Source organism: Streptomyces sp. OZ13 (genome assembly GCF_052068155.1).
In the GTDB taxonomy this organism is placed as follows: Bacteria; Actinomycetota; Actinomycetes; order Streptomycetales; family Streptomycetaceae; genus Streptomyces.
Genome location: NZ_JBQHCZ010000005.1, coordinates 401,756 through 426,509 on the forward strand (window position 1 = coordinate 401,756; position 24,754 = coordinate 426,509).

The 24,754-nt window shown below is 70.0% G+C and carries 22 protein-coding genes; 19 read left to right on the top strand and 3 right to left on the bottom strand.

The features are described 5' to 3' along the window. Positions 1-282: 282 nt before the first annotated feature. The 13 genes from ACTMTU_RS15280 to ACTMTU_RS15340 all read left to right on the top strand — a co-directional run bounded on the left by ACTMTU_RS15280 (position 283) and on the right by ACTMTU_RS15340 (position 14,939). Positions 283-1,899, top strand: a complete 1,617-nt coding sequence (locus ACTMTU_RS15280; protein ID WP_441264021.1) for a peptide ABC transporter substrate-binding protein — start codon at positions 283-285, stop codon at positions 1,897-1,899. Positions 1,900-2,026: 127 nt separating this feature from the next. Next, positions 2,027-2,956, top strand: coding sequence for an ABC transporter permease (locus ACTMTU_RS15285; protein ID WP_441264022.1), 930 nt, complete (start codon positions 2,027-2,029; stop codon positions 2,954-2,956). Continuing rightward, positions 2,949-3,920: an ABC transporter permease gene (locus ACTMTU_RS15290; RefSeq protein WP_441264023.1), complete on the top strand. Its 972-nt coding sequence runs from the start codon at positions 2,949-2,951 to the stop codon at positions 3,918-3,920. The genes ACTMTU_RS15285 and ACTMTU_RS15290 overlap by 8 nt, the downstream gene beginning before the upstream one ends. Positions 3,921-3,934: 14 nt before the next feature. Continuing rightward, positions 3,935-4,993, top strand: coding sequence for an ABC transporter ATP-binding protein (locus ACTMTU_RS15295; RefSeq protein WP_441264024.1), 1,059 nt, complete (start codon positions 3,935-3,937; stop codon positions 4,991-4,993). Continuing rightward, entirely contained in the window at positions 4,986-6,134 is a 1,149-nt protein-coding gene (locus ACTMTU_RS15300; RefSeq protein ID WP_307708116.1) for an ABC transporter ATP-binding protein, read from the top strand. The genes ACTMTU_RS15295 and ACTMTU_RS15300 overlap by 8 nt, the downstream gene beginning before the upstream one ends. 121 nt (positions 6,135-6,255) lie before the next feature. Further along, entirely contained in the window at positions 6,256-6,741 is a 486-nt protein-coding gene (locus ACTMTU_RS15305; protein ID WP_441264025.1) for a GNAT family N-acetyltransferase, read from the top strand. A gap of 93 nt (positions 6,742-6,834) precedes the next feature. Further along, positions 6,835-7,779, top strand: a complete 945-nt coding sequence (locus ACTMTU_RS15310) for a GNAT family N-acetyltransferase (RefSeq protein ID WP_441264026.1) — start codon at positions 6,835-6,837, stop codon at positions 7,777-7,779. A 67-nt stretch (positions 7,780-7,846) separates the two neighbouring features. Then, a complete protein-coding gene (locus ACTMTU_RS15315) occupies positions 7,847-9,475 on the top strand; it encodes a peptide ABC transporter substrate-binding protein (RefSeq protein ID WP_441264027.1) in 1,629 nt (542 codons plus the stop codon). A 73-nt stretch (positions 9,476-9,548) separates the two neighbouring features. Next, entirely contained in the window at positions 9,549-10,472 is a 924-nt protein-coding gene (locus ACTMTU_RS15320) for an ABC transporter permease (RefSeq protein WP_441264028.1), read from the top strand. Then, entirely contained in the window at positions 10,465-11,460 is a 996-nt protein-coding gene (locus ACTMTU_RS15325) for an ABC transporter permease (protein WP_441264029.1), read from the top strand. Before ACTMTU_RS15320 ends, ACTMTU_RS15325 begins: the two co-directional genes overlap by 8 nt. A 44-nt stretch (positions 11,461-11,504) precedes the next feature. Next, complete coding sequence (locus tag ACTMTU_RS15330; RefSeq protein WP_441264232.1) at positions 11,505-12,506, top strand: ABC transporter ATP-binding protein; 1,002 nt, start codon at positions 11,505-11,507, stop codon at positions 12,504-12,506. Further along, positions 12,499-13,569 (top strand): ABC transporter ATP-binding protein, encoded by a 1,071-nt coding sequence (locus tag ACTMTU_RS15335; protein ID WP_441264030.1) that lies wholly within the window; start codon positions 12,499-12,501, stop codon positions 13,567-13,569. The genes ACTMTU_RS15330 and ACTMTU_RS15335 overlap by 8 nt, the downstream gene beginning before the upstream one ends. 218 nt (positions 13,570-13,787) lie before the next feature. Continuing rightward, on the top strand, positions 13,788-14,939 hold the full coding sequence (locus tag ACTMTU_RS15340) for a hypothetical protein (RefSeq protein WP_441264031.1): 1,152 nt from the start codon (positions 13,788-13,790) through the stop codon (positions 14,937-14,939). Positions 14,940-14,947: 8 nt separating this feature from the next. On the opposite strand, the gene ACTMTU_RS15345 is transcribed toward ACTMTU_RS15340, so the two are convergent. Then, on the bottom strand, positions 14,948-17,107 hold the full coding sequence (locus tag ACTMTU_RS15345) for a prolyl oligopeptidase family serine peptidase (RefSeq protein WP_441264032.1): 2,160 nt from the start codon (positions 17,105-17,107) through the stop codon (positions 14,948-14,950). Between the two features lie 169 nt (positions 17,108-17,276). On the opposite strand from ACTMTU_RS15345, the gene ACTMTU_RS15350 reads away from it, so the two are divergent. The 5 genes from ACTMTU_RS15350 (at position 17,277) to ACTMTU_RS15370 (ending at position 22,201) form a co-directional block, all read left to right on the top strand. Continuing rightward, entirely contained in the window at positions 17,277-17,471 is a 195-nt protein-coding gene (locus ACTMTU_RS15350; protein ID WP_005312422.1) for a hypothetical protein, read from the top strand. 23 nt (positions 17,472-17,494) lie between these two features. Further along, positions 17,495-18,382, top strand: coding sequence for an N-acetyl-1-D-myo-inositol-2-amino-2-deoxy-alpha-D-glucopyranoside deacetylase (gene mshB / locus ACTMTU_RS15355; protein ID WP_441264033.1), 888 nt, complete (start codon positions 17,495-17,497; stop codon positions 18,380-18,382). Continuing rightward, complete coding sequence (locus tag ACTMTU_RS15360) at positions 18,379-18,864, top strand: DUF6113 family protein (protein ID WP_441264034.1); 486 nt, start codon at positions 18,379-18,381, stop codon at positions 18,862-18,864. Before mshB ends, ACTMTU_RS15360 begins: the two co-directional genes overlap by 4 nt. Before the next feature lie 234 nt (positions 18,865-19,098). Continuing rightward, positions 19,099-21,327, top strand: coding sequence for a hypothetical protein (locus tag ACTMTU_RS15365; RefSeq protein ID WP_441264035.1), 2,229 nt, complete (start codon positions 19,099-19,101; stop codon positions 21,325-21,327). 508 nt (positions 21,328-21,835) lie between these two features. Next, entirely contained in the window at positions 21,836-22,201 is a 366-nt protein-coding gene (locus tag ACTMTU_RS15370) for a hypothetical protein (RefSeq protein WP_441264036.1), read from the top strand. Positions 22,202-22,328: 127 nt separating this feature from the next. Here ACTMTU_RS15370 and ACTMTU_RS15375 read toward each other — a convergent pair whose 3' ends face one another. After that, entirely contained in the window at positions 22,329-23,162 is an 834-nt protein-coding gene (locus ACTMTU_RS15375; RefSeq protein ID WP_441264037.1) for a transglutaminase-like domain-containing protein, read from the bottom strand. Between the two features lie 17 nt (positions 23,163-23,179). Continuing rightward, on the bottom strand, positions 23,180-24,175 hold the full coding sequence (locus tag ACTMTU_RS15380) for a GNAT family N-acetyltransferase (protein WP_441264038.1): 996 nt from the start codon (positions 24,173-24,175) through the stop codon (positions 23,180-23,182). 114 nt (positions 24,176-24,289) lie between these two features. Between ACTMTU_RS15380 and fdxA the strand changes: the two genes are divergently transcribed. Next, positions 24,290-24,610, top strand: a complete 321-nt coding sequence (fdxA, locus tag ACTMTU_RS15385) for a ferredoxin (RefSeq protein WP_003985062.1) — start codon at positions 24,290-24,292, stop codon at positions 24,608-24,610. Positions 24,611-24,754 lie beyond the last annotated feature (144 nt).

Below are 24,754 nucleotides of genomic sequence, written 5' to 3' on the forward strand. Positions count from 1 at the left end.
GTTAACGGTCCGTTTCGCGGGTGTCTGTCTGGGATCGCTTTGTCCGGATTTCGGGCTGGAGTCCCTCTCTGATGTTGTCAAAACGAGACCCTTTAGGTGTGGTTTACAAGCCTGTCCTACTTAATAGTTGGCTCCATTGAGCTCGGGTCAATGGGTCATGCGCTGTGGGGAGCGCCGACTCACGAGCACACTCGGGGTACTTGACGAGCGCTGTCAGGGGTGTCAGCGCGCGTAGAACGGTGCCCCTCTTGTAGTGACAAGTGGACTCATGAGGAGGAACCCATGCGTGGTGCCAAGAGCGCCAAGTGGGTCGCGGGAGCGATCGTTGTCGCCCTGGCGGCCACTGCCTGTGGTGGCGGCAGCGGTGAAGAGGGCAAGAAGAACCCGGCCGGCAAGCCTGCCGGTTACGTCTCGATCGACGTCGGCGAGCCGCAGAAGCCGCTGATCCCGGCCGACACGAACGAGACCAACGGCTCGTACGTGATCCAGTCGCTCTTCACGCAGCTGCTGGACTTCGACGCCAAGGGCGAGATCGTCTACACCAACGCCGAGTCGGTGGAGACGACGGACTCCAAGACCTGGACCGTCAAGCTGAAGTCCGGCTGGAAGTTCCACAACGGCGAGGCCGTCACCGCGCAGTCGTACGTCGACGCGTGGAACTGGTACGCGAACATCAAGAACAACCAGCAGAACAGCTTCTGGTTCGCGGACATCGCCGGCTACGACGACGTGCACCCCGAGAAGGGTGACCCGAAGGCCGACAAGATGTCCGGTCTGAAGGTCGTGGACGACACCACCTTCACGATCGAGCTGAAGGACAAGGTCCCGTACTTCAACTACAAGCTCGGCTACGCGACGTTCGCGCCGCTGCCGAAGGTCTTCTTCGACGACCCGAAGGCGTTCGGCCAGAAGCCGGTCGGCAACGGTCCGTACAAGTTCGAGAAGTGGACCCACAAGAAGCTGATCCAGGTTGCGGCCAACCCTGACTACCAGGGCCCCAACAAGGCGCAGAACAAGGGCATCCAGTTCAAGAACTACGCGACCCTCGAGGCCGCGTACCAGGACGTCGTCTCCGGCAACCTGGACATCATCCGCCAGGTCGGCCCGACGGACCTGCCGAAGTACAAGCAGGACCTGGGTGACGGCGCCATCGAGCAGCCGTACGCGGCCATCCAGTCGCTGGTCCCGGCGTTCTACAGCAAGACGTTCAAGGACATCGACCCCAAGGTCCTCCAGGGTCTGTCCATGGCGATCGACCGTGAGACGATCACCAAGACCGTCCTGAACAACACCCGTACCCCCGCGACGAGCTTCACGCCGCCGCAGGTCAAGGGCAACCAGGACCTGGGCACGGACGTCTTCACGTTCAACCCGGCGAAGGCCAAGCAGCTCATCACCGAGGGCGGCGGCGTCCCGGAGAACAAGCTGTTCATCCAGTACAACAGCGACGGTGGCCACAAGGAGTGGGTGACCGCGGTCTGCGAGTCCATCCGCAAGGCGACCGGTGTCGACTGTGTCGGCGACGCCAAGCCGGACTTCCCCACGGACCTCGAGGCCCGTGACAACGACCAGGTGAAGTCGATGTACCGCGGTGGCTGGGTGGCCGACTACCCCGTCAACGTGAACTTCATCAAGGAGCTGTACCACACCAACGCCGAGTCCAACAACGGTCGTTTCTCCGACAAGGAGATCGACAAGATGATGGAGGACGCGGACAAGGCCAGCTCCCTGGAAGACGCCGTGAAGGGCTACCAGGCGGTCGAGAAGAAGCTTCTCGAGAAGATGCCGGCCATCCCGCTGTGGTACTACCGCATCAACGGTGGCCACGGTAAGGGCGTCGACAACGTCGCGGTCGACTTCCACGGTGACCTCGAGCTCACCGGAGTCACCGTCAAGTAAGCGCCTGCGGGCCTCATCCCCACTCGGCCGTCACCCGCCGCCGTCGGACATCCGGCGGCGGCGGTGGTCCGGGGGCCGTCCCGTGCGGACGGCCCCCGGACCCAGTTAACCCCTCACGGAGGCACCCATGGGGCGCTACGTCGCACGACGACTGCTCCAGATGATCCCGGTGTTCATCGGGTCAACCTTTTTGATCTTCGCCATGATGTTCGCGCTGCCCGGCGACCCCGTCAGAGCGCTCATGGGGGACCAGGCTTTCGACCCCGCCGTGGTCGAGGCCATTCGCCATGACCGCGGTCTCGACCTGCCGCTGTGGCAGCAGTACCTGAAGTACCTCTTCGAGCTGGTTCAGGGGAACTTCGGCACGGAGATCGCGAGCCAGCGTCCCATCGCCGACATCATCGCGCAGGCGTTCCCGGTCACCATCCGGCTCACGCTCTTCGCGTTCACCTTCACGGTGATCGTCGGCATCGGCCTCGGCATCATCGCGGGTCTGCGTCCCGAGTCCGTGCGGGACCGGGGGCTCCTCGCCCTCACCCTCGTGCTGATCTCGATGCCCTCCTTCGTGCTGGGCTACCTGATGCAGTACCTGTTCGCCTTCAAGTGGGGGGTGACCACCCCGACCGTGCAGGACTCCGAGAGCTTCGGAGACCTCCTCCTGCCGGCGATCGTCCTCGGTTCGCTGTCGCTCGCCTACGTGGCACGACTGACCCGTACCTCCATGGCGGAGAACCTGCGCGCCGACTACATGCGCACGGCGGTCGCCAAGGGCCTGCCGCGCCGCCGGATCATCGGTGTCCACCTGATGCGCAACTCGCTCGTCCCGGTGGTCACCTTCCTCGGCACCGACATCGGCAACCTGATGACCGGCGCCATCGTCACCGAGGGCATCTTCAACGTCCAGGGCGTCGGTGACGCGATCTACGAGGCACTCTTCCGCCGCGAGGGCGCGACCGTCGTCGGCATCGCCTCCCTGATCGTCCTCGTCTACCTGCTCGCCAGCCTGCTCGTCGACCTGCTTTACGCGGTCCTGGACCCGAGGATCCGGTATGCCTGAGAAGACCGCAGCCACCGCGGCGTCCACCGGGGCCGAGAAGGTCACCAGCACCGCTGCCGCTCCCGACACCGCACTGGTCACCAAGGCGCCCAAGCCGGACAAGGCACGCAGCCTGTGGTCCGACGCCTGGCACGACCTGCGCCGCAACCCGCTGTTCCTGATCTCGGCGGGTCTGATCGTCCTCCTCGTCGTCATCTCCGCGTTCCCGGGCCTGTTCACCAGCGCCTCGCCGCGCGACGCCGACCTGGCGAACCACTACCTCGGCCAGCCGAGCTGGACCCACTTCTTCCAGCCGGACTGGTTCGGTTACGACGGCCAGGGCCGCTCGATCTACGCCCGTGTCATCTACGGCGCCCGCGCCTCGATCATCGTCGGCGTCGGCGTCACCGCCCTGGTGACGATCCTCGGCACCCTGGTCGGCATGATCGCCGGTTACTTCGGCGGCTGGATCGACACCCTGCTGTCCCGCCTCACCGACATCTTCATGGGCATCCCGTTCCTGCTGGGCGCCCTCGTCGTCCTCACCAGCTTCGAGAAGCGCGCCATCTGGGTCGTCATCCTCGCCCTGGTGTTCCTGGGCTGGACCCAGATCGCCCGTGTCGCCCGCGGTGCGGTCATCACCATCAAGCAGGCGGACTACGTGGTGGCGGCCAAGGCGCTCGGCGCCTCGACCACCCGCATCCTGACCCGGCACGTCCTGCCCAACGCGCTCGCGCCGATCATCGTCGTCGCGACCATCGCCCTCGGCGGCTACATCGCCGCGGAGGCGACGCTGTCGTTCCTCGGTGTCGGTCTCGCCGAGCCGACGGTCTCGTGGGGCGTCGACGTGTCCAGTGGACGTGAGCAGCTGCGCAACGCACCCCACGTGCTGATCATCCCGTCGGTGATGGTCTCGATCACGGTGCTCTCGTTCCTGATGTTCGGCGATGCGGTTCGCAACGCCCTCGACCCCAAGCTGCGCTGAGGAGGGCGTACGACGTGACCATCATCGAAGAAACAGCAGGCGTCCCGGCGCCCCGCGCGGGCGGCGAGGCCTCCGGTCCGCTGCTCGAAGTGCGCGACCTGCATGTCGAGTTCCACACCCGTGACGGTGTCGCCAAGGCAGTCAACGGGGTCAACTACAGCGTCGACTCCGGTGAGACGCTGGCCGTCCTCGGCGAGTCGGGCTCCGGCAAGTCGGTCACCGCCCAGGCCATCATGGGCATCCTCGACATGCCGCCCGGCAAGATCCCGCACGGCCAGATCCTCTTCCGCGGCCAGGACATGCTCACCATGAGCAACGAGGAGCGGCGGAAGATCCGCGGCCGGAAGATCGCGATGATCTTCCAGGACGCGCTGTCCTCCCTCAACCCGGTCCTCTCCGTGGGCTACCAGCTCGGCGAGATGTTCCGGGTCCACCAGGGCCTGTCCAAGAAGGACGCCAAGGCCAAGTCCATCGAGCTGATGGACAAGGTGAAGATCCCGGCCGCCAAGGCCCGGGTCGGCGACTACCCGCACCAGTTCTCCGGCGGTATGCGCCAGCGCATCATGATCGCCATGGCCCTGGCTCTCGAGCCGGACCTGATCATCGCCGACGAGCCGACCACCGCGCTCGACGTGACCGTCCAGGCGCAGGTCATGGACCTGCTCGCGGAGCTCCAGCGCGAGTACAACATGGGCCTGATCCTGATCACCCACGACCTCGGCGTCGTCGCCGACGTCGCGGACAAGATCGCCGTGATGTACGCGGGCCGGATCGTCGAGACCGCCCCCGTGCACGAGCTGTACAAGCGGCCGGCGCACCCGTACACCCGGGGTCTGCTCGACTCGATCCCGCGCCTGGACCAGAAGGGCCAGGAGCTGTACGCGATCAAGGGTCTGCCGCCCAACCTGCTGAAGATCCCCAGCGGTTGCGCCTTCAACCCGCGCTGCCCCAAGGCGGACGACATCTGCCGTACGGAGATCCCGGCGCTGGCTCCGGTGACCGAACAGGACGGCACCGATCTGCCCGGCCGCGGCAGCGCGTGCCACTTCTGGAAGGAGACGATCCATGGCTGAGCTCAAGAAGACGAACGAGGCCGTGGACGCGACCCCGAACGTGACCGAGGTGGAGACCGTCGAGGTCACCTCCGAGGAGGCTGCCGTCGCGGCGCTCGACGCGACCGTCGAGCGCGGTGAGCCGATCCTTCAGGTGCGCAACCTGGTCAAGCACTTCCCGCTGACCCAGGGCATCCTGTTCAAGCGTCACGTCGGCGCGGTCAAGGCCGTGGACGGGATCTCCTTCGACCTCTACCAGGGCGAGACGCTCGGTATCGTCGGCGAGTCCGGCTGTGGCAAGTCCACCGTCGCCAAGCTGCTGATGACGCTCGAGAAGGCGACCGCCGGCGAGGTCTTCTACAAGGGCCAGGACATCACCAAGCTGTCGGGGCGTGCGCTCAAGGCCGTGCGCCGCAACATCCAGATGGTGTTCCAGGACCCGTACACCTCGCTCAACCCGCGTATGACGGTCGGCGACATCATCGGCGAGCCCTTCGACATCCACCCCGAGGTGGCCCCGAAGGGTGACCGGCGCCGCAAGGTGCAGGAGCTGCTGGACGTCGTCGGTCTCAACCCGGAGTACATCCACCGCTACCCGCACCAGTTCTCCGGCGGTCAGCGCCAGCGCATCGGCATCGCCCGCGGCCTCGCGCTCAACCCGGAGATCATCATCTGCGACGAGCCGGTCTCCGCGCTGGACGTGTCCGTCCAGGCGCAGGTCGTCAACCTGATGGAGAAGCTCCAGGACGAGTTCAACCTCTCCTACCTCTTCATCGCCCACGACTTGTCGATCGTCCGGCACATCTCGGACCGGGTCGGCGTGATGTACCTCGGCAAGATGGCCGAGATCGGCACCGACGTGCAGATCTACGACCACCCGACGCACCCCTACACCCAGGCGCTGCTGTCGGCGGTCCCGGTCCCGGACCCCGAGGCGCGCGAGGGCCGGGAGCGGATCATCCTCACCGGTGACGTCCCGTCGCCGGCGAACCCGCCTTCGGGCTGCCGCTTCCGCACCCGCTGCTGGAAGGCGGAGGACAAGTGCGCCACCGAGGTGCCGCTGCTCGCGGTCCCGGAGCGCTTCAAGGGCCAGGACACCCCGGCCGCGCACGAGTCGGCGTGCCATTTCGCCGAGGAGAAGGACGTCGTCCACGCGGCGTAGTCCCCTCTGTTCGGCGCGAGGCGCCCGTTCCCTCCGGGGAGCGGGCGCCTTCGCCGTGCCCGGGGGAAAGGCGGCGGAAAAGACTTTGCGCCCGCGGGGACCGGCACCGGAAGGTGTCGGGATGGACCACTTGACCGACCGGACCGGCCGCCGCATCACACTGTGCCCGGTCGACGACGCCAACTGGCGGGCCGTCGCGGACGTCGCGCCGCGTGACGAGCAGCGGACCTTCGTGGCGGCCCTCGCCGCCCGGTACCTCCTGCTGTCGATGCGCGGCGGCGTCTGGACCTCGCTCGGTGTCCTCGCCGACGACACGGTGGTCGGCCATGTCATGTGGGCGTACGACGACGAGGACGGGACCCACTGGGTCGGGGGCCTGATCGTCGACGCGGACGAGCAGGGCAGGGGCGTGGGCCGGCAGGCGATGACCGCGCTGATCAGGATGCTGTCCGAGCGCCCTGACTGCCGGGAGATACGGCTGTCCTACCACCCCCGCAACACCGGCGCGGCGAAGCTCTACAGTGCCCTCGGCTTCATCGCGACCGGGGAGTTCGAGGACGACGAGACCGTCGTCGGCCTCGCGGTCCGACAGAGCCCCGCCGGCTGAGCCGCCCCGCCGACCGGGCCGCCGAGGCGACTGGGCGGCCGAGGCGGCGAAAATCCCTTGCGAGGGCGGGGCCGGGGCGCGAACAGTGGCGGCATGCCACTCACCGTCCGGCCCGCGACCCTAGCGGACGCGCCCTTCATATGCGCCCTGCTGAACGCCCTCGACGTCGAGGAGATCGGCCGGGCGGACACCGAACTGCACACGGTCGAGACCGACCTCGCCCACCCCGAGGTGGACCTCGCCCAGGATTCCTGGCTGGTGCACGAGGACGGTGACCTCGTGGCGTACGGGATCCTCTGGAGCGATTCAGGCGACGGTGACATCGGCGTCGACCACTATGTGCTCCCCGGCCGGCCGGACGCGGCCGTGCTCGTGCTGGAGCGCATCGAGGAGCGCGCGGCCGCCAAGGCGGCCGCGGCCGGCGCGGCGCGGGCCGTGCTCCATCTGAACCTCACCGTCCGGACCACGCTGGACACCGGGCTCCTCGACGCCCGCGGCTGGCGCACCGTACGCCGCCACCAGGTCATGACCCGGCCGCTGAGCGAGGCGGACCGGATGCCGGAGCCGCCCGCCGGTGTGAGGCTGCGCGACTGCGCCGCCGACGCCGACCACCGGATCGCCCACGCCCTGGTGGAGGAGACGTTCGCGGAGCACTTCGACCACCACCCGCGGACCTACGAGCAGTGGCTGGCCGACACCGGGCCACGGGACCGGTCCCTCATGTGGATCGCGAGCATCGAGGGCGAAGGCGACGTGGCCGTCCTGCTGACGAGGAACGACAAGGACGCCATGGGGTGGATCGGGAACCTCGGCGTACGGAAGCAGGCGCGCGGCCGTGGCCTCGGCAGCCATCTGCTGCGCCATGCCTTCGGCACGTACGCCGCCCGCGGCCGGGACACCATCGGCCTGGCCGTGGACACACAGAACGAGAGCCGCGCCCTTTCCCTCTACGAGGCGCACGGGATGTCCTTGTTCTATGCGATCGACACCTGGGAGCTGGTCCTGACGGTGTCTCCGGCCTCCGCGCGGGTGTGCTGAAAATGCGTTAGATCCTTTATGGGGTGATATTGGGCCCAAGTCTGACTTGGGATCTAGGAGGCACTCCATGCGCGGAGCCACGCACGCGAAGTGGGCCGCATGCGCGATCGCCGTCGCCCTCACGACGGCGGCCTGCGGCGGCGGAAGCGACAGCGGCGGCAGTGGTGCCGACGGGATCGTGAGTTCCTCCTGGGGCGACCCGCAGAACCCGCTGGAGCCCGCCAACACCAACGAGGTGCAGGGCGGCAAGGTCCTCGACATGATCTTCCGCGGGCTCAAGCGGTACGACCCCAAGACGGGCGAGGCCCAGGACATGCTCGCCGAGCGCATCGAGACCAAGGACTCCACCAACTTCACCATCACGGTCAAACCGGGCTGGAAGTTCAGCAATGGCGAGGACGTCACAGCCAGGTCCTTCGTGGACGCCTGGAACTACGGTGCCCACCTGAGGAACAACCAGCGCAACGCCTACTTCTTCGGCTACATCGACGGGTACGAGCAGGTCCACCCCGAGAAGGGCCGGCCGAGCGCGCCGACGATGTCCGGGCTCAAGGTCACCGGCGACCGCACCTTCACCGTCAAGCTGTCGCAGAAGTTCTCCACCTGGCCCGACACCCTCGGCTACGCGGCCTTCGCCCCGCTGCCCAGGGCGTTCTTCGACGACCACGACGCCTGGCTCGCCAAGCCCGTCGGCAACGGCCCCTACCTCGTCGACTCCTACGCCAGGGGCTCCCAGATGTCCCTGCGCCGCTGGGACGAGTACAAGGGGCCCGACAAGGCACAGAACGGCGGCATCGACCTCAAGGTCTACACCGACAACAACACCGCCTACACCGACCTGATCGCCGGCAACCTCGACCTGGTCGACGACGTGCCCGCCTCCCAGCTGAAGAACGTGAAGGCGGACCTCGGCGACCGGTACATCAACACCCCCGCCGGCATCATCCAGACCCTCGCCTTCCCCTACTACGACAAGGCGTGGAACACGCCGGACGGGGCGAAGGTCCGCACCGGTCTGTCGATGGCGATCAACCGCAAGCAGATCACCGACACCATCTTCCAGCAGACCCGCACCCCCGCGAAGGACTGGACCTCGCCGGTGCTCGGCGAGGAGGGCGGCTTCGACCCGACGCTGTGCGGCAAGGCCTGCGAGTACGACCCCGCGGAGGCGAAGCGGCTGATCGCCGAGGGCGGCGGCCTCCCGGGCGGCCGGATCACCCTCACTTACAACGCGGACACCGGGTCGCACAAGGACTGGATCGACGCCGTCTGCAACTCCATCAACAACGCTCTGGGCAACGACAGGGCCTGCGTCGGCAACCCGGTCGGCACCTTCGCCGACTTCCGCAACCAGATCACCCAGTCCAAGATGTCGGGCCCCTTCCGGGCCGGCTGGCAGATGGACTACCCGCTGATCCAGAACTTCCTCCAGCCGCTCTACTACACCAACGCCTCCTCGAACGACGGCAAGTGGAGCAACAAGAAGTTCGACGACCTCGTCGACAAGGCCAACGCGGAGAGCGACCCGGCCGCGGCCGTCACGACGTTCAAGGACGCGCAGAAGGTCGTACGGGACGAGATGGCCGCCATCCCGCTCTGGTACCAGAACGGCAGCGCCGGCTACTCGGAGCGCATCTCGAACGTCGCGCTCAACCCGTTCAGCGTCCCCGTCTACGAAGAGATCAAGGTCAACTGACGGCCGAAGGCACCCGGCCCGGCGCGCCCGCGGCGCCGGGCCGCACCCCTTCCCCCGACCCCCGGAGCCCTTCATGGGACGTTATGTGATCCGGCGTCTGCTGCAGATGGTCCCCGTCTTCTTCGGCGCCACACTGCTGATCTTCCTCATGGTCAACGTGATGGGCGACCCCATCGCCGGCCTGTGCGGCGAGCGGCGGTGCGACCCGTCGACGGCCGCACAGCTGCGCAAGGAGTTCGGTCTCGACAAGCCCGTGTGGCAGCAATACGCGACCTACATGGGCAACGTCTTCACCGGGGACTTCGGCACCGCCTTCAACGGGCAGGAGGTCACCGAGCTGATGGGCGAGGCCTTCCCCGTCACGATCAGGCTCACCCTGGTGGCCGTCTTCTTCGAGATCGTCATCGGCATCGCCCTCGGCGTCGTCACCGGCCTGCGCCGCGGCCGGCCGGTGGACAGCGGCGCGCTGCTGCTCACCCTCGTGGTCATCTCGGTGCCGACGTTCGTCACCGGCCTGCTGCTCCAACTGCTGCTCGGCTACAAGTGGGGCGTCATCGACCCGTCGGTCTCCACCGACGCACGGCTCGACGAACTGATCGTCCCCGGCCTTGTGCTCGCCTCCGTCTCGCTGGCCTACGTCACCCGGCTGACCCGCACCTCCATCGCGGAGAACAGCCGCGCCGACTACGTCCGCACCGCCAAGGCCAAGGGCCTGCCCAGGAGCCGGGTCATCCGCAAGCACCTCCTGCGCAACTCCCTCATCCCGGTGGTCACCTTCATCGGCACCGACGTCGGCGCCCTCATGGGCGGTGCGATCGTCACCGAACGGATCTTCAACATCCACGGCGTCGGCTACCAGCTCTACCAGGGCATCCTGCGCCAGAACACGCAGACCGTCGTCGGCTTCGTCAGCGTTCTCGTCATCGTCTTCCTGGTGGCGAACCTGCTGGTGGACCTCCTGTACGCCGTCCTGGACCCGAGGATCCGGTATGCCTGAGCCGCAGCAGAATCCGCACTTCGACGACCCGGGGCACTCCGCCGTCGCGGCCACCGGAGCGGGCGGGGCGGCCAATCTCGCGATGGCGGAGGGAGAGACCCTGGAGAAGGCCCCGGGGCCCGACGGCCCCGGCCCCGCCGCCAGACCGCGCAGCCTCTGGTCCGACGCCTGGCGGGACCTGCGACGCAACCCCGTCTTCATCGTCTCCGCGCTCGTCATCCTCTTTCTGGTCGTCATCTCCCTGTGGCCCTCGCTGATCGCCTCCGGCAACCCCCAGAGCTGCGATCTCGCCAAGGCACAAGAGGGCTCCCGGCCCGGCCATCCCTTCGGCTTCAACGGGCAGGGCTGCGACGTCTACACCCGTACGGTCTACGGCGCCCGGGCCTCGGTCACCGTCGGCGTGTGCGCCACCCTGGGTGTGGCGCTGTTCGGCTCCGTGCTCGGCGGACTCGCCGGCTTCTTCGGCGGGGCCTGGGACGCCGTCCTGTCCCGGCTCACCGACGTCTTCTTCGGCATCCCCGTGGTGCTCGGCGGCCTGGTGCTGCTGTCCGTCATCACCAGCAGCACGGTCTGGCCCGTGGTCGGCTTCATGGTGCTGCTCGGCTGGCCGCAGATCTCCCGCATCGCACGGGGCTCCGTCATCACCGCCAAACAGAACGACTACGTGCAGGCCGCCCGCGCCCTCGGCGCCTCCAGCTCACGGATGCTGCTGCGGCACATCGCCCCCAATGCGGTCGCACCGGTCATCGTCGTGGCCACCATCGCCCTGGGCACCTACATCTCCCTGGAGGCGACGCTGTCCTTCCTGGGCGTCGGGCTCAAGCCGCCGACCGTCTCCTGGGGGATCGACATCTCGTCGGCCTCCCCGTACATCCGCAACGCCCCGCACATGCTGCTGTGGCCCGCCGGAGCGCTGGCGATCACGGTGCTGGCCTTCATCATGCTCGGCGACGCGGTACGCGACGCCCTCGACCCCAAGCTGCGCTGACCGCCCAAGGAGCCGCCATGCCCGCCACGTCCTACGAGGCTGTGATGTCCGCGGAACCGGACACGCCAGGCCGTCTGCTCGACGTACGCGACCTGCACGTGGAGTTCCGCACGCGCGACGGCGTGGCCAGAGCCGTCAACGGCGTGAACTACACCGTCGACGCGGGCGAGACGCTCGCGGTGCTGGGCGAGTCGGGGTCGGGCAAGTCCGTCACCGCCCAGGCCGTCATGGGCATCCTCGACATGCCGCCCGGCAGGATCACCGGTGGCGAGATCCTCTTCAAGGGCCAGGACCTGCTGAAGATGCGGGAGGACGAACGGAGGAAGATCAGGGGCGCGGGAATGGCCATGATCTTCCAGGACGCCCTGTCCTCCCTCAACCCCGTGCTGAGCGTGGGGGACCAGCTCGGGGAGATGTTCATCGTCCACCAGGGCATGTCCCGAAAGGACGCGAAGGCCAGGGCCGTCGAGCTGATGGACCGGGTCCGCATCCCCGCGGCCAAGGAGCGCGTCGGCCAGTACCCGCACCAGTTCTCCGGCGGGATGCGCCAGCGCATCATGATCGCGATGGCCCTCTCGCTGGAGCCGGACCTGATCATCGCCGACGAGCCGACCACCGCGCTCGACGTGACCGTCCAGGCACAGGTCATGGACCTGCTGGCCGAGCTCCAGCGCGAACTGGACATGGGACTGATCCTGATCACCCACGACCTCGGCGTCGTCGCCGACGTCGCCGACAAGATCGCGGTGATGTACGCCGGGCGGATCGTGGAGACCGCGCCCGTCCACGACATCTACCGGGCGCCCGCCCACCCCTACACCAAGGGCCTGCTCGAATCGATCCCGCGCCTGGACCAGAAGGGGCAGGAGCTCTACGCCATCAAGGGCCTGCCGCCCAACCTGATGCACATCCCGCCCGGCTGCGCCTTCAATCCGCGTTGCCCGATGGCCCAGGACGTGTGCCGGACCGACGTACCGCCGCTGTACGAGGTGAACGAGCAGCGTGGCAGCGCGTGCCACTTCTGGGAGGCGGCGATCCATGGCTGAGGCGATCCTCGAGGTGCGCGACCTGGTCAAGCACTACCCGCTCACCCGCGGCATCCTCTTCAAGAAGCACGTCGGCGCGGTGAAAGCGGTCGACGGCGTCGACGTCGACCTGTTCGCGGGGGAGACCCTCGGCATCGTGGGGGAGTCGGGCTGCGGCAAGTCCACGCTCGCCAAGATGCTGGTCCACCTGGAGCGGCCCACGGCGGGCGCCATCCGGTACAAGGGCGAGGACATCACCAAGCTGTCGGGCCGTGCGCTCAAGGCCGTGCGCCGCAACATCCAGATGGTGTTCCAGGACCCGTACACCTCGCTCAACCCGCGGATGACGGTCGGCGACATCATCGGCGAGCCGTACGAGATCCACCCCGAGGTGGCTCCCAAGGGCTCCCGCAGGCAGAAGGTCCAGGATCTGCTGGACGTCGTCGGGCTCAATCCCGAGTACATCAACCGCTATCCGCACCAGTTCTCCGGCGGCCAGCGCCAGCGCATCGGCATCGCCCGCGGGCTCGCCCTGCGGCCCGAGGTCATCGTGGCCGACGAGCCGGTCTCCGCTCTCGACGTGTCCGTCCAGGCACAGGTCATCAATCTGCTCGACAAACTGCAGAGCGAGTTCTCGCTCAGCTATGTGTTCATCGCCCATGACCTGTCGATCGTCCGGCACATCTCCGACCGGGTCGGCGTCATGTATCTGGGACGGATCGTGGAGATCGGCCGGGACGCCGAGATCTACGACCACCCCACGCACCCCTACACCCAGGCCCTGCTCTCCGCCGTGCCCGTGCCCGACCCGGAGGCGCGCGAGCACCGGGAGAGGATCATCCTCACGGGGGACGTGCCGTCGCCCACCAACATCCCCTCGGGCTGCCGCTTCCGCACCCGCTGCTGGAAGGCTCAGGAACGGTGCGCGCGAGAGGTCCCGCTGCTGGCCGTGCCACCGCACCTGGAGCAGGTCGAAGGGCCGGCGCGGCACCCGTCGGCATGCCATTTCGCGGAGGAGAAGCATGTGGTGCCGAGCGGCCCGGCACCCGGCGACGGCGGCACCGGGAGTGCGAAGTCCCTGTGAGGGTCCGCCAGTTCATTTAACACCGGCGCAACTCGGGCGTCGCAGGTCCGATATACGGACGCCTCACACTGAGGAACGTACGGCCGTGCGGGTGCCGTAGACCGGCCGGGACCGCGCCATGCGGACCCGGCCGGTCCTCCCGTGCCGTGGCGCCGGTTGTCCGGAACTGTCCGGTCCCCGCCTTGTCCGGCCCCTGGCCCCGATGCAGGATCGTCGATGTGACTCTTACGCGGGGGGCCAGGATCACGGGAGCGGCGCTGTGCGGCGTGCTCGCCCTGATCACGGGAGCGTGGATCGTCAGGGACGTCTCGGTGTCCGGCGGGCTCGAGGGCCTGTGGCGCTACTGGGCCTCCGACCCCCGGCGGGAGTGGAGGATCGCCCCGCAGGCCACCTCGCCCCTCGACGGCACGCTCTTCGCCGTGTACGCGGGTGTCGGTGTCGCCGTGCTGCGCTCGTCGGTGGCGGCGTCCGCGCTGGTCGCCGCCGCGGTGTTCACCCTCGCCGTCCGGCTGCCCAGCCTGTGGGTCCTGACCGCCTCCTGGGCGTACCTCCAGCCCACCGACTCGATACGCACCCGGGCGCTGTTCAGCACCTTCGCCGTGCTGGGGCTGGCCGTCGGGCTCGTCATCACGGCCGTGGCGGGACGGCGTCCGGCCGAGGCGGGCCACGACGACGGCCCGCGCGCCGCACGGCAGCGCCGGGCGCCCACCAGGCCGTCCGTCGTGGTGGCCTGGCTCTCCGCCGCGTTCCTGCTCCTGGAGGCCGCCCTGGTCACGGCCTGGCAGTTCCGCTTCGGCTACCAGGTCGGTGCAGAGGTGTACCTCGACAGCCTGGTGGGTGGCGAACGGGTCGGGCAGCGGCTGCTGGCGCCGCCCTCGGGCTGGCTGGCCGCCACGACCGTCGTCCTCGGCCTCACGGCGGGCGTGGGCCTGCTCGCCAGGGCCGTGTTCTCCCGCCCGCTGGGAGCCGTCCTCGCCGTGGCCGTGACCGCCTCCGGAGCGGTCGGCGTGGACGCCGCCGTCCGGCTGCGGATCCTGGAGCACTTCGGGCAGGCGCCGCTGGAGTACCAACTGCTCGTCGCGACCTCGCTGTTCGAGCTGGCGGCGGGACTCCTGCTGATCGTCCTGCTGACGCGTCGCGGCGAGGGCGGCCCGGCGGGCGGGCCGGACGGCGCGTACGGGCCGCCGTCGGGTTACGGGTATCCGCAGCCCGCTTCCGGTTACGGCTACCCGCCGGCCCGGCCCGGTTACGGGTATCCGCCCTCCGCGCCGCCGGGGTACGGCTACCCCGGGCCGGCCGCACCACCCGGTTCACCGTCCGGCGGCGGGCTCGGTCCGCCGCCGCCGTCGTCACCGCCGCCGAACTGGTAGGCCCTGGCTCACCCGAGGCCCAGCGAGCGCTTGAGGAAGTCGACCTGGAGCAGCAGCAGGTTCTCCGCGATCTGCTCCTGCGGTGTCATGTGTGTCACACCGGTCAGCGGCAGCACCTCGTGCGCCCGGCCGGCGGCCAGCAGCGCCGACGACAGCCGCAGCGTGTGGGCCATCACCACATTGTCGTCCGCCAGCCCGTGGACGATCATCAGCGGCCGCGCCGGGCCCTCCGCGGACGTCAACCCGGCGTCGGTGACCAGCGAGTTCGCCGCGTACGCCGCGGACTGCGCGTCCGGGTCGCCCAGATACCGCTCCGTGTAATGGGTGTCGTAGAGCCGCCAGTCGGTCACCGGGGCGCCGGCCACCGCCGCGTGGAAGACGTCGGGACGGCGCAGCACCGCCATCGCGGCCAGATAACCGCCGTACGACCAGCCGCGGATCGCCACCCGGCCGAGGTCGAGCGGGAAGGATCCGGCCAATGACCGCAACGCTTCGACCTGGTCGTCCAGCGTCGGCGTGAAGTCGCCCACGACCGCCTTCTCCCAGCCGGGGGAGCGCCCCGGGGTGCCCCGGCCGTCGGCCACGACCACGGCGAAACCCTGATCGGCGAACCACTGCGAGGTCAGATACGGATTGTGCGCCGCGAGCACACGCTGGCCATGAGGGCCCCCGTACGGGTCCATCAGGACCGGCAGGGGACCGTCCGACTCCCGGTGGCCCGCCGGCAGCAGCACCGCGCACGGGATCCGGCGGGCGCCCGCCTCGGTCAGCGTCGGCCGGGCACGCAGCACCGGCTGCTCGGCGTGCGAGGCCACCACCGCGATCTGTTTGCCGTCCCTGAGGACCTGGACGAGGGCGCCGCTGACGTCCGTACGCGACGAGGCCAGGACCGTCACCCCGCCGCCGCGTACCGCCGCGTGCACCCCGGGGCCGTCGGAGACGCGCTCCACGCCCAGCTCGTTCACCCGGTACACATGGACCTCGCCGGTCTCCGGCTCCGCGGAGTCCGCACCCGCCGACGCCGAGACCAGCACATCGCTCTCGCTGATGTCGACCACCGCGCGCAGGTGCAGTTGCGCGCCGGTCAGCACCCGGTCGCCGACGGCGAGCACCCGTGCTCCGCCCTCGTCCGCGATGCGCACCAGCCGTCCGCCGCCGAAGCCCTGCTCGTAGGACGACTCGGGGGCCCAGGCGGGGACGCCGGAGAAGAGTTCCAGCCAGGCGTCGTCCTCGTCCACGTGCACCGTGCGGGTCGTGCCGGACTCCGGGTCCACGGCCAGATACAGCTGGGTGCGCTGGTCCCGTGACTGCACGAGCAGCAGCGGAGGTCCGGCGGAGGACCAGTGCACCCGCGCCAGATAGGGGTAGCGCCCACGGTCCCAGGTCACCTCCGTGCGGTTGCCGTCCAGCGCGACGAAGAACAGCCGGACGTCGGCGTTGGGCGTCCCCGCGGCCGGATAGGCGACCTTCGAGGGCTCCCGGTCCGGATTCGCCGGATCCGGGATCCACCAGCGCCGCACGTCCCGCTCGTCGGCGCGGGCGACCAGCAGCCTGTCCGAATCCGGTGACCACCAGAAGCCGCGTGAACGGCCCATCTCCTCGGCCGCGATGAACTCCGCGAGCCCGTAGGCGGTGTGCTCGTCCTCCGGCTCCGCGAGGGCACGGTCGCCGTCGCCCTCCGCGCCCGTCACGCGCAGCGCGCCGCCGGCCACGTACGCCACGAGCCGGCCGTCCGGCGACGGCCGCGGGTCGAGCACCGGCCCCGGCGTGGGGAGTTCACGCGCGGTTCCGGCCCGCAGCTCCGCGGTGAACAGCCGCCCCGACAGGGTGAACGCCGCCAACTCGACCGCCCGGTCCACGGCGTAGGCGACGATCCCGGCCGATCCTTCCCTGCTGCGTTCGCGCCGTGCCCGCTCCTCGGCGGAGAGCTCCTCCGCCGAGCCGCCCAGCAACTCCCGCGGATCGGCGGCCGGCCGCTCCTGCGGTGGGCCGTGGCCCTCGAGATCGAGCACCCACAGCAGTCCTGAACGGTCCGTTCCGGAGGCCGAGCGCAGAAACACCACGCGTGAACCGTCCGGCGACACCGTGAAGGCGCGGGGGGCGCCCAGCGTGAAGCGCTGCGTCCGCGCGGACTGACGCGGGAAGGAGAGCGGTTGCGTCGACGTCATGCGACCGAACCTTAGGGGGTGTGCGCCCCCATGTGCTGCCGTGCACCGATCGATGCGCAGGCACGGATAGTTATGATCCGTAGCGCAAGGTGGGTATGAACCTCCTGGCACATGTCCTGGCACATGCAACCGGCCCGTCCCGGCCGAATATCTGTGGAGGTGAACCGCCGTGGCACTCTCGATTTCGGCGGTGGTGCTGCTGGCGATCGTCGTCTTCCTGCTGATCCGGAAAGCCGGGCTGAAGGGGGGACATGCGGCGGTCTGTGTGTTGCTCGGGTTCTACCTCGCCAGCTCGTCGGTCGCGCCGACCATTACCGAGCTGACGACCAACGTCGCGGGGATGCTGGGGGGCATCAAGTTCTGACCGCCCGTTCTAGGGTGTCCTGTATGAAGGATCTCCCCGACCGCCGTCTGCTCCTCGTGCACGCGCATCCGGACGACGAGTCGATCAACAACGGCGCCACCATGGCCCTGTACGCGGCGGCCGGCGCCCAGGTCACGCTGGTGACGTGCACCCTCGGAGAGGAGGGCGAGGTCATTCCGGCCGATCTCGCCCATCTCGCTCCGGACCGGGAGGACCGGCTCGGCCCCTACCGGGCCGGGGAGCTGGCCGCGGCCATGAAGGAGCTCGGCGTCACCGACCACCGCTTCCTCGGCGGACAGGGGCGCTTCCGGGACTCCGGGATGATGGGGCTCGAGCAGAACCACCGAGAAGGGGCGTTCTGGAGCGCGGACGTGGACGAGGCCGCCGCGCATCTCGTCGAGGTCGTCCGGTCGGTGCGTCCGCAGGTGCTGGTGACGTACGACCCCGACGGGGGATACGGGCACCCCGACCACATCCAGGCCCATCGTGTGGCCATGCGCGGCGCCGCCCTCGCCGCCGAACCCGGCTTCCGGCCGGACCTCGGAGCGCCCCACTCGATCGCCAAGATCTACTGGAACCGCGTCCCTCGCTCGGTCGCCGAGGACGGCTTCGCCCGGCTGCGTGCCGCCGGGGCGGACTTCTCCGGTGTCGCCGCCATCGGTGACGTCCCCGGTGTCGTGGACGACGCGGAGATCACGACCGAGATCGACGGCACCGCGTACGCGGACCGCAAGGCGGCCGCGATGCGGGCGCACGCCACCCAGATCGTGGTGGACGGACCATTCTTCGCACTCTCCAACGAACTGGGGCAACCTCTCTTCTCCACCGAGTACTACCAGTTGGTGGCCGGGGAGCCGGGAGCTGAACCCGGGGAGCGCGAGCACGACCTTTTCGCGGGGGTTTCGTCATGAGTGGTGGCAGTCGGGCCGGCGGGAGCCGTGCCCACGGCGGTGTCGGCGGCGGTGTCGGTGGCGCCGGTGGCGGGAGCGCGCCCGGGTCCTGGCTCACCCGTTCCCCGAAGCCCCCGAGGCCCGGCCGCCTCGTGGCGTACCTCGCCCTGGTGGTCCTCGGAGCGGTCGTCGGCACGGCCGGCTCACTCGTCCAAGCGGCATGGCTCCCGGGCGGATTGGCGCTGGCTCTGCTTGCCTCCGCCGGCCTGTTCATCGGCTCGCGGCGGGCGACCGGCTCCCAGCTCGGCGTGGCCTGCGCCGCCGTCGGCTGGCTCGCGGCGATCGTCGTGCTCAGCACCGGACGGCCCGAAGGGGACGCCATGTTCGGGGCCGGGATCGGCCCGCTCGTCTTCATGCTCGGCGGCATGGCGGTCGCTGTGATGTGTGCCACCATGTCGCGGGCGCCGCAACCGGGCGGCGGCTCCGGCCGACTTGGCGGTTAGGACAACGCAGGACCCCAGCAAGCACCCGGTGCGACCCGCCCCCTAGGGTGGGTCGACCCACGGAGTGGGAAGCCGTCGAACTGACCATGCCCGTACGGTCGGCGGAAGGCCGCTTCCCACAGTCCCGGGGTGTTCGTCGGCGGCGGCCAGTATGGTGGTGCGCGCCGCCGAGCCGCCCGCAGCAGTAGCTATCCAGTAAGAAACGGGCGGCGAAGCCAACCGGGAGAACCTGCTTTGAGTCGTGAAACTGACAGTTCGTCCTCCGGCCCCCAGGGGCGCGGTGGAGCCGCGTACCCCTCCGGGACACCGCCGTACGGATCGCGCCAGTATCCGTCACTGCACCCGCAGGACGCTCCGGAAGAGGCCGCGGAGGCCCCCGAGCAGCAGCCGGAAGAGCCCAGGACCGAGACGACGCTGACGACGCGCATCCGGATCAACATCCCGGGTTCCCGGCCGATCCCTCCGGTCGTGATGCGCACGCCGATGAGCGACGTCGACGCCCGGCCCGCCTCCGGCGGGACCGGCACGTCGGCCGGCACCCGTGCGTCCGGCGGGACCGGTTCCTCCGGTTCGCCGAGTGCGTCGCGCGGTTCGGGCGGCGCGGGTACCGCGGAGCGGGAGAGCGAGCGCACGGGCAGCACACCGCGCCCCGGAGCTGCTCGCGAGACGTCAGGGCCGTCGGGACCGGCGGCCGAGGAGAAGCCCGCCACCAGCGACTGGTTCGCCCCGCGCAAACCGGCCGCGGGCGCGACACCGGCGGCCGGTACGCCGACGCCGGGCGCGGCCGCGCAAGGTACGCCGGGTGCGGGCGGCGGCCCGGGACCGTCGTCGGCGCCGGGCAGCGGCCCCGCCGGCAACGGCGGTGCGGGCGCTCCCGGTCCGGGCGGTGCGGGGTCCGGTCCGCGTTCGGGCCTCGCCGCCCTCGCGGAGCAGGCGGATTCCCCCGGCGCCCCCTCCGGACCCCCGGCCCCTCGTTCCGGCACGTCCGGTGGCCCCGGTGCGCCCGGACAGGGCAACGGGTTCGCCCCCGGCCGCAACACGCCTCCGCCGGGCGTCCGTCCGCCCGGCGCGCCGGACCGGGACGGCGGACCCACGGGCCCGACGTCCGGCCCGGCCACGGGCAGCATGCCGCTCGGCGCGCGCCCCGGCGCACCGGTGCCCGGCGTCAACCCGCCCCGGATGTCCGACGACACGGCGGTGCTCACCCCGCAGAGGCCCTCGCCCGAAGGCGACGGCGGTCACGGCCATGTCTCCGGTGACACGCTCACCAGTGGCATCCCGGTGGTCCCGGGCGGCGGGCACCGCTCGCCCTTCCCGCCGCCGGGCGGACTGCAGACGGGCCCGGGGACGGGTCCCAACCCGATCCTGTCCCGGCCCGGCCCGCAGGCCGGTGACGGTGACTTCTCCGTCCCGGAGTTCCCGGCCGGTCCGGGCGGCTCCGGCGGCCCTGTCGTGCCCGGCCCCTCGGCCGATCCGGCCGCCCGGCCCGCTCCCCGGCCCGCGCCCGCGCCGGCCAAGAAGGGCCGCTCCAAGCTGGTGCTCGTCGGGGCCGGCGTGGTCGGCCTGCTGGGCATCGCCTACGGCGCGGGGCTGCTGCTGAACCACTCCGACGTGCCCAAGAGCACCACGGTCCTCGGCGTCGACATCGGCGGAGGCACCAGGGACGAGGCCGTCAACAAGCTCGACGCCACGCTGGGCGAGCGGGCCAAGGCGCCGCTGCAGCTCTCCGTGGGCGGCAAGAAGGCAGAACTCCACCCGGACAAGGCCGGCCTGTCCCTGGACAGCCAGGCCACCGTCCGCGCCGCCGCGGGCAGCGACTACAACCCGGTCTCCGTCATCGGCTCGCTCTTCGGCGGCGAGCGGGTCGCGGAGCCGGTGATCGTCGTCGACGAGGAGAAGCTGAGCGTCGCCCTCGCCGACCTCGCGGGCACCGCGGGGTCCTCCAGCGACGGCACGATCCGCTTCGAGCCCAACAAGGCCGTCGCCGTGCCCGGGAAGCCCGGGGAGACGCTGGACGTCGGCCGCTCCATGATCTCGGTCAAGGACGCCTACCGCGCCCAGGTGCAGACCGGCAAGCCGGACCTGGTCGAACTCCCGGTCGCCACCCGGCAGCCGACCATCACCCAGGCCGAGCTGGACCGGGCGATGAAGGAGTTCGCGGAGCCCGCGATGTCCGGCCTGATCACGATCAAGGCGGGCGGCAAGTCGATCCAGTTCGGCCCCGCGAAGTCGCTGCCGAAGATCCTCTCCATGAAGCCGATCGACGGCAGGTTGGTCGAGGTCTACGACAAGAAGGCGATCGAGCAGCTGCTCGAGGGTGTCTTCGACGGCATCATGATCACCAAGGGCGACGGCAAGAAGCACGAGGTCTCGGCGGACGACGTGGCCCAGGCGATGGGGCCGGCGCTGCGCGGCAAGACCCCGGCGGAACGCACGGCGGTCATCGAGCTCGACCCGAGCTGACCGCTCTTCGCGACGGCCTCACGAATCCCCCTGTCGGGCTTGGCAGGGGGATTCGTGCCTGTGGGTCCTCGTAGTGTTACTCGTTTCGAACTTACTGTCCGACCTCCGCGCTGCTGCTGTCGGGCGAACGGATACTGGCCGCCGAGTTCCCCGTCGCCCTGCAGCCGAGGCACGTGCTGTCGGTAATCGGTTCCGGGGAGCGCACCTTCACATCGATCGCGAGCAAGGCGGGGTCGGTCGACAAGGTGATGCCGCCGGGGTCGCTCACCCCGGCGCTCGAGCAGCTCAGCGTCGTGCTCCGATGTCACGTGTCGTCACCGCCTGACGGGGTCGGCAAGCGGCCCAAGTCACAGCGGACTTGAGCCGAAGATCTCCTTGCCGGCTCCACGGGAGCCGTGGCTCCTGCCGCCCCGGCCGCCGCTGTGTCAGGAAACGCCGTGGCCGTCCGGCAGTACGCGGGCTATCGTCCGGGCTCACATCCAGCACGCCCGACTTCCGAGAGCGGATCATGACCAGGCAGCAGCAGGCCACCACCCCCACCACGACCCTGTGGCGCCCCACCGGCCCCGTCGAACTGGGGCTGGTGCGGGAGTCGGGATGGCGGGCGTGGCCGCCGAGGCTGCCCGAGCAGCCGATCTTCTATCCCGTGCTCAACGAGGACTACGCGATCCGCATCGCCCGGGACTGGAACGTCAAGCACGACGGCGCCGGGTTCGTGACGCGGTTCGAGGTCGAGTCCGAGTTCGTCGCGCGGTATCCCGTGCAGCAGGCCGGCGGGAAGACGATCCTCGAGCTCTGGGTGCCGGCCGAGGAGCTCGACGAGTTCAACGCGCACATCGTCGGCGAGATCCAGGTCGTGCACGAATTCCGGTAGACGCGGAAACCGGCCCGGCCCGGCGTGGCGTGGCTCCCAGCGGCCCGTCCTGGCGTGCCCCGGAGGCAGGCTCCGTTCGCCGCGGCCCCGCCCGGCCCGGCCCGGCCCGGTCCGGTCCGGTATCGGCTCAGTTGAGCATGGCCCGGGCCGCCCTGGCTCGCCCACGGATCTCCTCCGCGGCCGTCGGCTCGACCGCGTCCACGACCTCGGCGTACGCGTCCATCTCCGCCGCGCCCGTCACGAAGTCGCCCCGCTGGACCAGCAGTTGGGCGCGCTCGAAGCGGAGGCGGGCCGGGTGGGAAGGGAGGAGGAGAAGGAGGTCGAGGGCCCAGAGGGCGACCGCCGAGTGCTCCGGGCGCTGGGCCGCCCAGGCGCGGATGTTGTTGAGGATGCGGGAGACCACCGCGAGCGGATCCGCGGGCGTCAGCATGGAGGGGGTCACCGGCGTGCCGACGGCGCCCGTGACGAGGAGGTCGGCCTCCGCGCCGGAGAGCACCCGCCCGGCCGCGAAAGGGTCGGCCAGCACCTGCCCGGCCGGATCCTCCGCGTCGCCGAAGCCGACCACGAAGTGGCCCGGCAGGGCCACTCCGTAGACATGGGCGCCCGCGCGGCGGGCGACCTCGGTCCAGACGACGGAGAGCAGGATCGGCAGGCCCCGGCGGCGGCGCAGGACCTCGTGGAGCAGCGAGGACTCCAGGTGCTGGTAGTCGTCGGCCGTGCCGTGGAAGCCCTCCCGGCCGCCCAGCAGGCCGGCGACGGCCGCCGCCCACGCGTGCGGGTCGCGCAGCCCGTACGGGAGCATCCCGGCCAGGCGGTCCAGTTCGATCTGGGCCGCGTCCATGCCGGCCTCGTCCAGTGACGGGTCGGCCTCCGCGCCGATGAGCAGGCAGAGCAGGGCCACGTCCGGTCGCTGCGAGCGGGCCTCCTGCGCGAAGCGGGACCTCCGGTCGTTCTGGTGCATGAGCTCGTACCCCCGGCCTACGTCGCCCGGTAGTGGTGGTAGTGGTGATGGACCCGGAAGCCCATACCGGCGTACAGGGCACGCCCCCCGTCATTGTCCGACTCGACCTGGAGCCAGGCAGCCGAGGCGCCCTCCTCGAGCGACCGGCGCGCCAGGGCGGCCATGATCGCCTTCGCGAGCCCCTGGCGCCGGTACGCCGGGTCCACTTCCACGGCCATGAAGCCCGCCCAGCGTGCGTCGACCACACAACGGCCGATCGCCGCAGGGACCTGGCCCTCTCCGGGTATGGACGCGAACCATACGGAAGGGCCGCTGCCGAGGACCTTGAGCACATGTGGTCCTGGCACACTGGACCGCTGGTAGCGCCGTAGCCACGCCTCGTCGAAGGAGCGGGACAACCTGACACGGGAAACGTCCGCGTCCAGGTCGCCCACCGCCGCCAGGCCCCCGACCCGCACTTCCGCCGAGACCTCGGCGCGCCAGCCCCGCGCCTCCAACTCGGCGCAGAGTTCCTCCTGTGTGCCGGCCGCGCCTGTCGCGGTCTGCACGTACGCCGGAAGGCCGCGAGCCGCGTACCAGTCCCGCACCCGCGTCAGCGCGTCGTCCAGCGGCATGCCCGGGTCACCCAGAGGGAGGACCGAGTTCGCCCGTCTGGTGAAACCCGCCGACGCCCGCAGTTCCCAGTCACCGAGCCGCTCGCTCTCCACCGGCTGCCAGGCGCGCGCCGTGACCCTGGCCAGCTCCTGGAAATCGGCCGCGGGGCCCCGGCGCCGGGCAGGCTCCGCGGGGACGACCTTTCCCGCGACCAGCGAGGACTCCGGGATGCGGACGCTCTCACCCGTCCGGCGTGTGATCACCAGCACACCCCCGGTCCATGATGTGAGAACACCGACCGTGTCGGTGAACTTCGCGACTGGTGCTTCAGCGTTGCTCAAGCGTCGCACCGAGACGCGTTTGCCCACGTCAGCAGGGCTGATCCTGATCTCGAGCCGTCCGCCCGCAGTGAATTCCACAGCTCTGTGAGCCCCTCCTGTTCGGATCGTTACCAAGAACGGAGATACTAGGGGTGGGCATCGACGACGCCGCGCTCCCGCGCAAGCCAGCCCTTATCGAGGAGGAACGACAGCGTGACCTACGTCATCGCGCAGCCTTGTGTCGACGTCAAGGACAAGGCGTGCATCGAGGAGTGCCCCGTCGACTGCATCTACGAGGGCTCCCGGTCCTTGTACATCCACCCGGACGAATGCGTCGACTGTGGTGCTTGTGAGCCGGTCTGCCCGGTCGAGGCGATCTTCTACGAGGACGACACTCCCGAGGAGTGGAAGGACTACTACAAGGCGAACGTCGAGTTCTTCGACGAGCTCGGTTCGCCCGGGGGTGCCTCCAAGCTCGGCCTGATCGAGCGGGACCACCCCTTCATCGCCGCCCTGCCGCCGCAGAACGGCTGATCCCGTCCGCATGTCCCCGGTCCCGTACGGTTCGTCGTCCGTACGGGACCGAGGCGTTTGACGCGCCCGGCCGGCACACCCGGGTGACGCGCCCGGCACGCCCGGCCGTCGCCGAGGGCCCCTGGGCGACCCCGCCGTCCGACG

Bases quoted from the DNA above. Each gene is read 5' to 3' on its own strand.
- ACTMTU_RS15280 (WP_441264021.1), top strand. From the start codon at position 283: ATGCGTGGTGCCAAGAGCGCCAAGTGGGTCGCGGGAGCGATCGTTGTC.
- ACTMTU_RS15285 (WP_441264022.1), top strand. From the start codon at position 2,027: ATGGGGCGCTACGTCGCACGACGACTGCTCCAGATGATCCCGGTGTTC.
- ACTMTU_RS15290 (WP_441264023.1), top strand. From the start codon at position 2,949: ATGCCTGAGAAGACCGCAGCCACCGCGGCGTCCACCGGGGCCGAGAAG.
- ACTMTU_RS15300 (WP_307708116.1), top strand. From the start codon at position 4,986: ATGGCTGAGCTCAAGAAGACGAACGAGGCCGTGGACGCGACCCCGAAC.
- ACTMTU_RS15305 (WP_441264025.1), top strand. From the start codon at position 6,256: ATGGACCACTTGACCGACCGGACCGGCCGCCGCATCACACTGTGCCCG.
- ACTMTU_RS15310 (WP_441264026.1), top strand. From the start codon at position 6,835: ATGCCACTCACCGTCCGGCCCGCGACCCTAGCGGACGCGCCCTTCATA.
- ACTMTU_RS15315 (WP_441264027.1), top strand. From the start codon at position 7,847: ATGCGCGGAGCCACGCACGCGAAGTGGGCCGCATGCGCGATCGCCGTC.
- ACTMTU_RS15320 (WP_441264028.1), top strand. From the start codon at position 9,549: ATGGGACGTTATGTGATCCGGCGTCTGCTGCAGATGGTCCCCGTCTTC.
- ACTMTU_RS15325 (WP_441264029.1), top strand. From the start codon at position 10,465: ATGCCTGAGCCGCAGCAGAATCCGCACTTCGACGACCCGGGGCACTCC.
- ACTMTU_RS15330 (WP_441264232.1), top strand. From the start codon at position 11,505: ATGTCCGCGGAACCGGACACGCCAGGCCGTCTGCTCGACGTACGCGAC.
- ACTMTU_RS15335 (WP_441264030.1), top strand. From the start codon at position 12,499: ATGGCTGAGGCGATCCTCGAGGTGCGCGACCTGGTCAAGCACTACCCG.
- ACTMTU_RS15345 (WP_441264032.1), bottom strand. From the start codon at position 17,107: ATGACGTCGACGCAACCGCTCTCCTTCCCGCGTCAGTCCGCGCGGACG.
- mshB (WP_441264033.1), top strand. From the start codon at position 17,495: ATGAAGGATCTCCCCGACCGCCGTCTGCTCCTCGTGCACGCGCATCCG.
- ACTMTU_RS15360 (WP_441264034.1), top strand. From the start codon at position 18,379: ATGAGTGGTGGCAGTCGGGCCGGCGGGAGCCGTGCCCACGGCGGTGTC.
- ACTMTU_RS15370 (WP_441264036.1), top strand. From the start codon at position 21,836: ATGACCAGGCAGCAGCAGGCCACCACCCCCACCACGACCCTGTGGCGC.
- ACTMTU_RS15375 (WP_441264037.1), bottom strand. From the start codon at position 23,162: ATGCACCAGAACGACCGGAGGTCCCGCTTCGCGCAGGAGGCCCGCTCG.